This window comes from Neobacillus novalis NBRC 102450, assembly GCF_001591805.1.
Lineage (GTDB): Bacteria > Bacillota > Bacilli > Bacillales > Cytobacillaceae > Neobacillus > Neobacillus novalis.
This window is the reverse complement of sequence record NZ_BCVP01000075.1, coordinates 1-7,672: the sequence shown is the minus strand read 5'-3', so window position 1 is coordinate 7,672 and position 7,672 is coordinate 1. Positions and strand designations below refer to the sequence as shown.

Genomic DNA, 7,672 nt, shown 5'->3' with positions numbered 1-7,672 from the left:
AGTGAAAGGCTGAACCTAGAAGCGAATAGCGGTGGGGTGAAAATTAAGATCAAGAGCGCGATTGCTGATGATGTTCAGACGCTTGTTTTTTATGAAATAGAAGATACAGAGAAAGAAAATCAATATATGATGAATTATCAAAATGGGGTTTTTGTGGAGAACGAACATGAAATTATGAGCAGTGTAACATATCCAAGGTACTATCCACCGGACCTTAAATCGGATGTAAATAACGAAAAAAAGAACGTGTATCGAGGGAAGATTAGTCTGCCGGTACTTACAACTGAAAACGGGACAATCAAACTCAAGGTCACATTGCTTCAGAAATTAATTCGTAATTCCTCTGAACAGAATAGTTTTAGTGCTTACGAGAACATGGAATTTGAAACAGGGGAGTGGAGCTTCGAGATCCCTGTTACAAAAAAGCCCTCTATCGAATATGCTCTGAATGAAGAAAAAGAAGTCGAGGGGGTACCAGTTCGATTTGATAAACTAATCATTGCTCCAACAGCGACGATTCTGCAATATTCTTTTAATGTTGAACATTGGGAGAAGCGGATAGATGTCCTTAATTTTGACAATCTAGAAGTGAACAAAAAAAAAGTGAAAGCTGATATGTATAGCAACAATTTTTTAGGCTCACAGCTAGACATGAATTGGATTCCTTTGCAAGCACACTTTGACCCTCTTTTAGGAGAAAAGCCAAAAGAGGTCAATATTCAATTAGCATCTGTTCAATTAACGATTGAAGACCAAAAAACCATCGAACTGGATGCTTCTAGAGGCTATCCACAAACCTTTGAATATGCAGGCAGTACAATCTCCATCGATAAGGTGGAAGTTGGACAGCCGACCAAAGTTGTCATAAGCAGCCATGAAATAAAAAATCGAGCATTTGAATGGATTCAATTCCAAATTAAGGGCGAAAATGAATATGAAATAAATTCTATGGAGATGGATTCTGAAGGGGTGCTTGTTGATAAAAACTGGGTGGAATATGATGGGACTACCCCTGTCGCATATGAAGAAATCGAGCAGCCCCGTCATTTCTTTACAGTTCAAAGCATAATGTTACCAAGTAACAACGCTGGAGAGAATGTGATTCCTAAAAAGCTCGTTATTATTGGATATAATACAACAAAATATTTGGATGATGTTGTGAAGATTTCGTTGAAATAACATGAAAAGTGGCCCAAAAGTCCAGAAAAATTTTCATGGCATGCCTGTAAATTCTGTGCCTGACCCCTAGTACGGTAAAGTATTAACGTATCGGGGGTCAGGCACCAATTTCTAGTCCTTAATTAAGGAGCACCAATCCCTTTCATAACCTGGCCTACTAATGTGTCAATAAATTTTGAGTCTACTTTTTTCTTATATATTAGAATATGAAAGTATACAGGACCATATAACATATCTGATACTACATCTAAATTAATTCCCGCTTGAATTTCACCTTGAGCAATGGCATTCTCAAGAATTAATATAGCATCATCGCGGCGAGGTTTAAGATAATATGTGTAAAAGGCTTTTGCTATCTCCGAATCCTCTCCGCTTTCTGCAACAAGGGCTACCACCGTTCTTCCAAGGATACCGTTAAAAACATTTGCAAGAGTGTGAAGCTGTTGACGGAAATTTTCACGAATCGAAGTGTTTTCTTGAAAATACAAACGGGATTCAGTGGACAAAAGAAAGGCATCAAGCACGAGAATAGATTTGTTAGACCACCAACGATAGATGGTTGTTTTTCCGACTCCCGCACGAGCAGCAATAGCTTCAATGGTTAAAGTTGAATACCCAGATTCATCTAGTAAATCAATAGTTGCGTTAAGAATAGCAGTTTTGGAGGCCTCACTTCGCGGTCTTCCAACTGAACGTTGTTTAGATTGTTTTTTTTCTGACATTTTCATTCCTCACTTAAACCGGTGTAGGTGTAATGGCGATATTCGCATACCATGATTTTAAACAATTTAACAACATATATTCAAAGAAAACAAACTGTTACACAGCAATTTCATTGTCTTTATTTTTTATCTTCATTTCCACTTTCTTTGGACGCCAAATTTGCTCAAATATAAGAGCCACTAACATTCCGACCATTACGCCATTGCTAAACACATATTGCAGGACAGTTGGTAAGGCAGAAAAGACAGCTTGCGGTAAGAACATAACCCCTGTTCCAAGTGAAAGAGCAGTACTTAGAATGGTTAACCGTCTTTGGTCAAGAGGTTCTTTAAGAACAGAACTGATGCCTATTCCTGCCATAGAAGTAAATGAGGCAAGCATAGCGGCATAAGCAATCGGGCCTGGCAGCATAGCAAAAAGCGAATACACCTTTGGAAAAAAGGAAATAGCTGCTAGAGATATACTTGCGATATAGAATGGCAGCATACGGCTTTGACCTGTCATCCGTACAAACCCTGCCGCCACAGAAAATGGAACAACTCCGACTGTCGAGAAGACAGAGGATAAGATTGTACCTATTCCACTGATAATACCAGAACTCTTAAGTGAACCCTCTTTTCGCATTTCCAAGGCAGGCGTACTTTCATTAGCCTTTTCACTGAACACTTGTTTCATGGCTGCTACACTGGCAATAATGCTAGAAATTAATACAAACGTCACCATAATGGATGAAACAAACATACCCGCATCAAGCTTTGGCATTCCCCATGCAAAAACATCAGGTAAGGAAATAATGGAAGACGTTTTAGGCATAGGTTGTGAACCGAAAAATAGAATAAAAGCGATTGAACCTACAACCATACCAATAAGAACTGCATAACTTTTTAACCAACCTTTTCCCCAAACAGAAAGAGCAAGTACGAGAATGAAGATGGCAAAAGAAAGAATGACAATTCCTGGCTGAATCTTAGTTGACTTATCACTGCCCCCAATCATCCCTTTAAGGAACATTCCACTTAACTGAAAGCCAAGAATGGTTAAGTAAACTCCGTTAACAAGTGGTGTAAACAGCTTAAGTAATTTGTTCATCCATCCTGTTAAACCAACAATAATGAGAATAATCCCCGTTAAAAGCATGGCACCTTCCAATAATTGTAGAGATCCGCCAGCTTTGTCTATCCCTTGTACGACAGCCATTTGTCCCATTAACGTGAATACCCCAAGCCATATTCCAGCTGGGCCGTCAGGTATTGGCAAACGATGTCCTAACCAACCCGATAATAAAGATGATACCCCAACAACTAAAAAGGTTCTTTGCATCAACCCGGAGATCTCTAATGGCGAAAGTTGAAAAACCTGGCCTACGATAATCGGAATCGTAAGCGAATTAGCAATTAAAAAAATAAACCATTGAAGAGAACCAAAACCTGTATCTAATTTTGTCTTTTTCATAATCCAACCCTTTCTTTACATGAAGTATAGTAAAGTACGTTTTAATTACAAAACGGTACGTTCCGTATTGTATTATATATCATTATAAAAATTTTTCAACCATAGAATCTAAAAATCCACATTCTGAATTTTAGGAAAATTACTTGTAAAAGACTGGTACAAAAGATGGAAGATGTGGTAAAGTCTATTGGCCGAAATCAATAGAATAAGTTAAAGGAGTTCAATAAGTATAAAAAAAAGTAGCTGATTAAGCTACTTTTTTTAACGATAAACAAGTTGACTTATCGTTCAACAGGAAACCAAAAGAGGAAAAACATAAGGTTTATTCTTTTGCAATGCCAATAGCCTTCTTCTCCACAAATTCCTTAAAATTTGTTACGGCAGGAGACATATATCCATTCAATTTCCATACCATTTGAATCACACGAAAACATTTTGGTGATTGTAGTCGAATGATCGAAATTTTATCTTCATCGAGATTAGGTATGTAAGGTACAATAGCAACACCCAAATTGGCACCTACTAAGTCAGAGACTGTCCTCTCCTCATATCCTTCAAAAACCTTTCTTGGGCGGAATCCTGCTTCTTTGCAGAGATTTTCGATTAAATCATGCAAGGCTGTGTGTGGTTTGAAAAGGATAAATGGATCGTCAGCTACTTCACTTAAATTTACTCGCTCTTTTCCTGCCAGCCTGTGGGCAGCTGGAACAATTAGAAACAATTCTTCGGTCAATACTGGAAGGGAACACAGATTTTCAAGCGGTTCCAGCGGCGAGCAGAAGCCAATATCAATGTTAGCAGCGTGTATTTCTTTTAAAATTTTACTTGAAATATTTTGAGATAATTGAAATTGAATGTTTGGAAATTCCTTTTGAAATTCGCTGATTAAATCAGGTACAAAACTAGAGCCAAGTGTTTGGATAAATGCAAGCGAAATGATCCCATGGTTTGGATCAACCATGTCATGGATTGTTTGTTTTGCCTCTTTCAATTCTGCTAATACCTGGTTTGCAGACTTGAGAAAAACCTTCCCATATTGGTTTAAAACGACCCCGCGGCTTTTTCTTTCGAATAAAGGGACACCAATTTCTTCTTCAAGACGCAAAATAGAACGGCTTAACGCTGGCTGTGAAAGGTTTATTTCTTCGGAGGCTTTTGTAAAACTCCTATGTTTTGCAACTATTTGGAAATTAAAAAGCTGATCAAAATCCATTCGAGATTCTCCTCTGTAATCAGTGATATTACTATTGTGCATGGAAACTATAAAAAATACAATTATGTGTGCATGTCATATGGGTGTATACTTGAAATAGTTACTTCAATCAAGAGAATCATCATTAATGGATAGGTTAATTGGCTAGATAGAAAATTAAGGGGGAAACATAATATGGATAAACCAAAACTTTGGACGAAGGATTTCATAAATGTCACTATTATCAGCTTTTTTATTTTTCTAGCATTTTATATCCTATTAACAGCACTTCCCATACAATTAACGAAAGAATTTGGCGGGGGTGCGGATCAGGCTGGTTTATTATTAACCTTATTTTTAATTCCGGCCATTGTTATTCGACCATTTGCTGGTAAATGGGTAAGTGTAGGATCACAAAAGAAAATACTGATTTATTCTGCAGCGGCATTTTTTATTGGCACATTAATTTATCCATTTGTAACCAATATTTGGGTATTGTTTATCTTGAGGATTCTTCATGGAATCACTTTTGGGATAATAACTACTGTAAAAGGTACCATCAGTGCAGAAATCATACCAGATTCAAGACGCGGTGAGGGACTGAGCTGGTTTTCATTAGCAATGGGATTGGCAATGGTTATTGGGCCGGTAATAGGTCTTAACTTAGCTAACATTGGAGCCTACAACACAGCCTACATTCTTTGTATTGTCATTTCAGTAATAAATATTTTCCTATCAATGGTTATTCATGTTCCGGAACAAGTTCAGCCTGAAAAAGCTTCAAAAGCAAATAAAAGATTTGAACTTAATGATTTGATTGATAAAAAAGCGGCGCCATTTGCACTTGTCATATTTCTATTAGCCTGCGCTTACTCAGGTATTGCTTCATTCTTAGCTTTGTATGCACAGGAAATTAATCTTGTAAAAGCCGCTAGTACGTTCTTTATTCTTTATGCGGGCTTAATGTTTGTCTTCCGGCCGTTTACAGGTGTTTGGGCTGACCGTTATGGGGCAAACAAAATTGTTTATCCTTGTATTGTTTTATTTGCAATTGGAATGGTTATGCTTTCACTGCCCCAAACAGCAGTCATTATGATTGCGGCTGGTGCGATCATTGGAATTGGGTATGGCTCTGTTACACCAATCCTCCAAACACAGATTATTAGTTCTGTTGAGAAACATCGTGTCGGAATCGCCAATTCATTGTTTTTTAATTCAATGGATTTAGGAATGGCTATTGGTGCATTTGTGCTGGGAATAGCAGAAAAATCGTTCGGTTTTAGCAGTGTTTTTATCTCTGGAATCGTGCTGATTGTTGCAGGAGGTTTTGCCTACTTCGCTTTAGCAAGCGGAAAGAAAAAAGACAATCGCCATGCAGTGAAGTCTGAGGCGAATGTGAAAATAAATAAATAATAGAAATTGTCCATGTGCCTGTCTTATAATATTTTTTTACTGAAAAAGTCTATATTTTTAAAAAAGGAAAAGGATATATAATGGAAGAAAGGAGAGAGGTCTAAATGCAAGTACGCGATTTTATGATTCGAAAAATAATTACAGTTAAGCAGTCTACAACTGTCAAAGAATTAATCTCTATATTAGAAACGAATCGAATTGGCGGTGTACCAGTCGTTGATGATAAAGGAAATTTAGTTGGCATTGTTTCAGACGGGGATATTGTACGCTTTCTTTCCCCGCATAAAGAAAAAATATATTTAGCATACTATGCAACGTATGTAGAAGAAGCTGAAAAAATAGAAGATGTATTAAGAGAAAGAATGAACACTCCTATTGAGGAAATCATGGTAAAGAAACATATTAAGACATTAGCGCCTGACGAAGATTTTGAGAGTGCCATACGTTTAATATCCAGACATCATTTTAAAAAGATTCCTGTAGTGAATGGAGCAGGCAGAGTGGTAGGAATTATAAGCCGAGGGGATATTATTCATAATTTATCAAAATCAATATTTAATGAAGAAGCTAGTACCGAAGGCAAGCGAGAGTTTTAGAATATGATGTTCTTAAGGATGGAAATGGTATTAAAGTATCTTCATGGAAAATTCGAGAATGTTTGGATAGACGGTGTCAAACATAAGCGGGAAAATGTCTATTGGAAAAATAAATAACTGAAAAAGTTGGGCATCTGCAAAATTGCAGTTGCTTTTTAATTTTTATTATCCTATTGTAAACTATTTTTCTAGGTTGCTTTTTTTGTATACTTAGAACCATTACAAGGAATAAAACAATAGGTAAATATCTACATTTTTGATAAAATAAGAATATGAATGTGGCTATAGAAAATTCCGATAAGGGATTGCCTGCTTCTACAAAGAGATGGTAAGAGGGGGAAATACATTTATGATCCCAGCAAAAATAGATCCGATGTCCATCACTACGATAAGTGAAAAAGGCGTGGAATCTATCGTTGATTGGTTCAATCAGCATAAGCAATCATTCTATACACTTGGTTGGTTCTATCTCAGGAATCAGCAGCAAATGGAAGAGCTTTTTTTCCAGTCCATTATAAAAGTCCAAAAGGAATTGCCACGATTTAAAAATGAAACATCATTCGAAACGTGGGTTACATCCATTTTCATACAGAACTGCCGTCAGCTTTCTGAGGATAGAAGTTTACAAGTTTCTGAGGAAAGTGACCAACATAAGGAATTATTTTACGCACTTGATCAATTGAAAGAGTACGAGAAAGAAGCGGTAGTCCTTACATATATAAAAGGAATTTCTAAGGAGGAAGCGGCACTTCTTCTGCAAGTTTCAGTGGAAAAGATGAAAGAGCTCTTGTTTTCCGGAATTCAGTCACTTAGAAAAGAACTGGGGTACGGACCCTTTAATGGCTGTAAGGAGTATCATAAGGATTACATCGATTACTTAGAAAGAACCCTGGATCGGTCGAAAAGGATTGATTTAGAGATACATATTTATCATTGTCAAGACTGTCAGGAGGATTTGGCAACCTTCCAGGATGTCATGTTAACCATGTTAAATCTTACTGATAGGATGGAGGATTTCAATGTGCCATCTGATTTCATGGGGAACGTCAAAGCTAGGCTGGCAGAAAAGGAAAAACACAGACAACAGAAGAACCAAAAACGTAAACGAATGGGACTT

6 protein-coding genes and 1 pseudogene are annotated in these 7,672 nt (G+C 37.1%); 4 read left to right on the top strand and 3 right to left on the bottom strand.

Features of this window, described 5'->3' with window-relative positions:
* Positions 1–1,179, top strand: a 1,179-nt coding sequence (locus BANVL01_RS26115; RefSeq protein ID WP_218010693.1) for a DUF4179 domain-containing protein, incomplete at its 5' end; no start/stop codon positions are given.
* 122 nt (positions 1,180–1,301) lie between these two features.
* Here the strand turns inward: BANVL01_RS26115 and BANVL01_RS26110 are convergent.
* The 3 genes from BANVL01_RS26110 to BANVL01_RS26100 all read right to left on the bottom strand — a co-directional run bounded on the left by BANVL01_RS26110 (position 1,302) and on the right by BANVL01_RS26100 (position 4,567).
* Positions 1,302–1,901, bottom strand: coding sequence for a TetR/AcrR family transcriptional regulator (locus tag BANVL01_RS26110; protein ID WP_066095704.1), 600 nt, complete (start codon positions 1,899–1,901; stop codon positions 1,302–1,304).
* Positions 1,902–1,998: 97 nt separating this feature from the next.
* Entirely contained in the window at positions 1,999–3,354 is a 1,356-nt protein-coding gene (locus BANVL01_RS26105) for a purine/pyrimidine permease (RefSeq protein ID WP_066095707.1), read from the bottom strand.
* Between the two features lie 322 nt (positions 3,355–3,676).
* Positions 3,677–4,567 (bottom strand): LysR family transcriptional regulator, encoded by an 891-nt coding sequence (locus BANVL01_RS26100; RefSeq protein ID WP_066095711.1) that lies wholly within the window; start codon positions 4,565–4,567, stop codon positions 3,677–3,679.
* Positions 4,568–4,741: 174 nt separating this feature from the next.
* Between BANVL01_RS26100 and BANVL01_RS26095 the strand changes: the two genes are divergently transcribed.
* The 3 genes and pseudogenes from BANVL01_RS26095 to BANVL01_RS26085 all read left to right on the top strand — a co-directional run.
* On the top strand, positions 4,742–5,959 hold the full coding sequence (locus tag BANVL01_RS26095; RefSeq protein ID WP_066095712.1) for an MFS transporter: 1,218 nt from the start codon (positions 4,742–4,744) through the stop codon (positions 5,957–5,959).
* A 104-nt stretch (positions 5,960–6,063) separates the two neighbouring features.
* Positions 6,064–6,555, top strand: a complete 492-nt coding sequence (locus BANVL01_RS26090) for a CBS domain-containing protein (protein WP_066095715.1) — start codon at positions 6,064–6,066, stop codon at positions 6,553–6,555.
* A gap of 349 nt (positions 6,556–6,904) precedes the next feature.
* A pseudogene (locus BANVL01_RS26085) lies at positions 6,905–7,672 on the top strand (DUF4179 domain-containing protein); the annotation flags it as partial.

Excerpts from the sequence above, each read along its gene's own strand:
- BANVL01_RS26110 (WP_066095704.1), bottom strand. The coding sequence starts at position 1,901 with ATGTCAGAAAAAAAACAATCTAAACAACGTTCAGTTGGAAGACCGCGA.
- BANVL01_RS26105 (WP_066095707.1), bottom strand. The coding sequence starts at position 3,354 with ATGAAAAAGACAAAATTAGATACAGGTTTTGGTTCTCTTCAATGGTTT.
- BANVL01_RS26100 (WP_066095711.1), bottom strand. The coding sequence starts at position 4,567 with ATGGATTTTGATCAGCTTTTTAATTTCCAAATAGTTGCAAAACATAGG.
- BANVL01_RS26095 (WP_066095712.1), top strand. The coding sequence starts at position 4,742 with ATGGATAAACCAAAACTTTGGACGAAGGATTTCATAAATGTCACTATT.
- BANVL01_RS26090 (WP_066095715.1), top strand. The coding sequence starts at position 6,064 with ATGCAAGTACGCGATTTTATGATTCGAAAAATAATTACAGTTAAGCAG.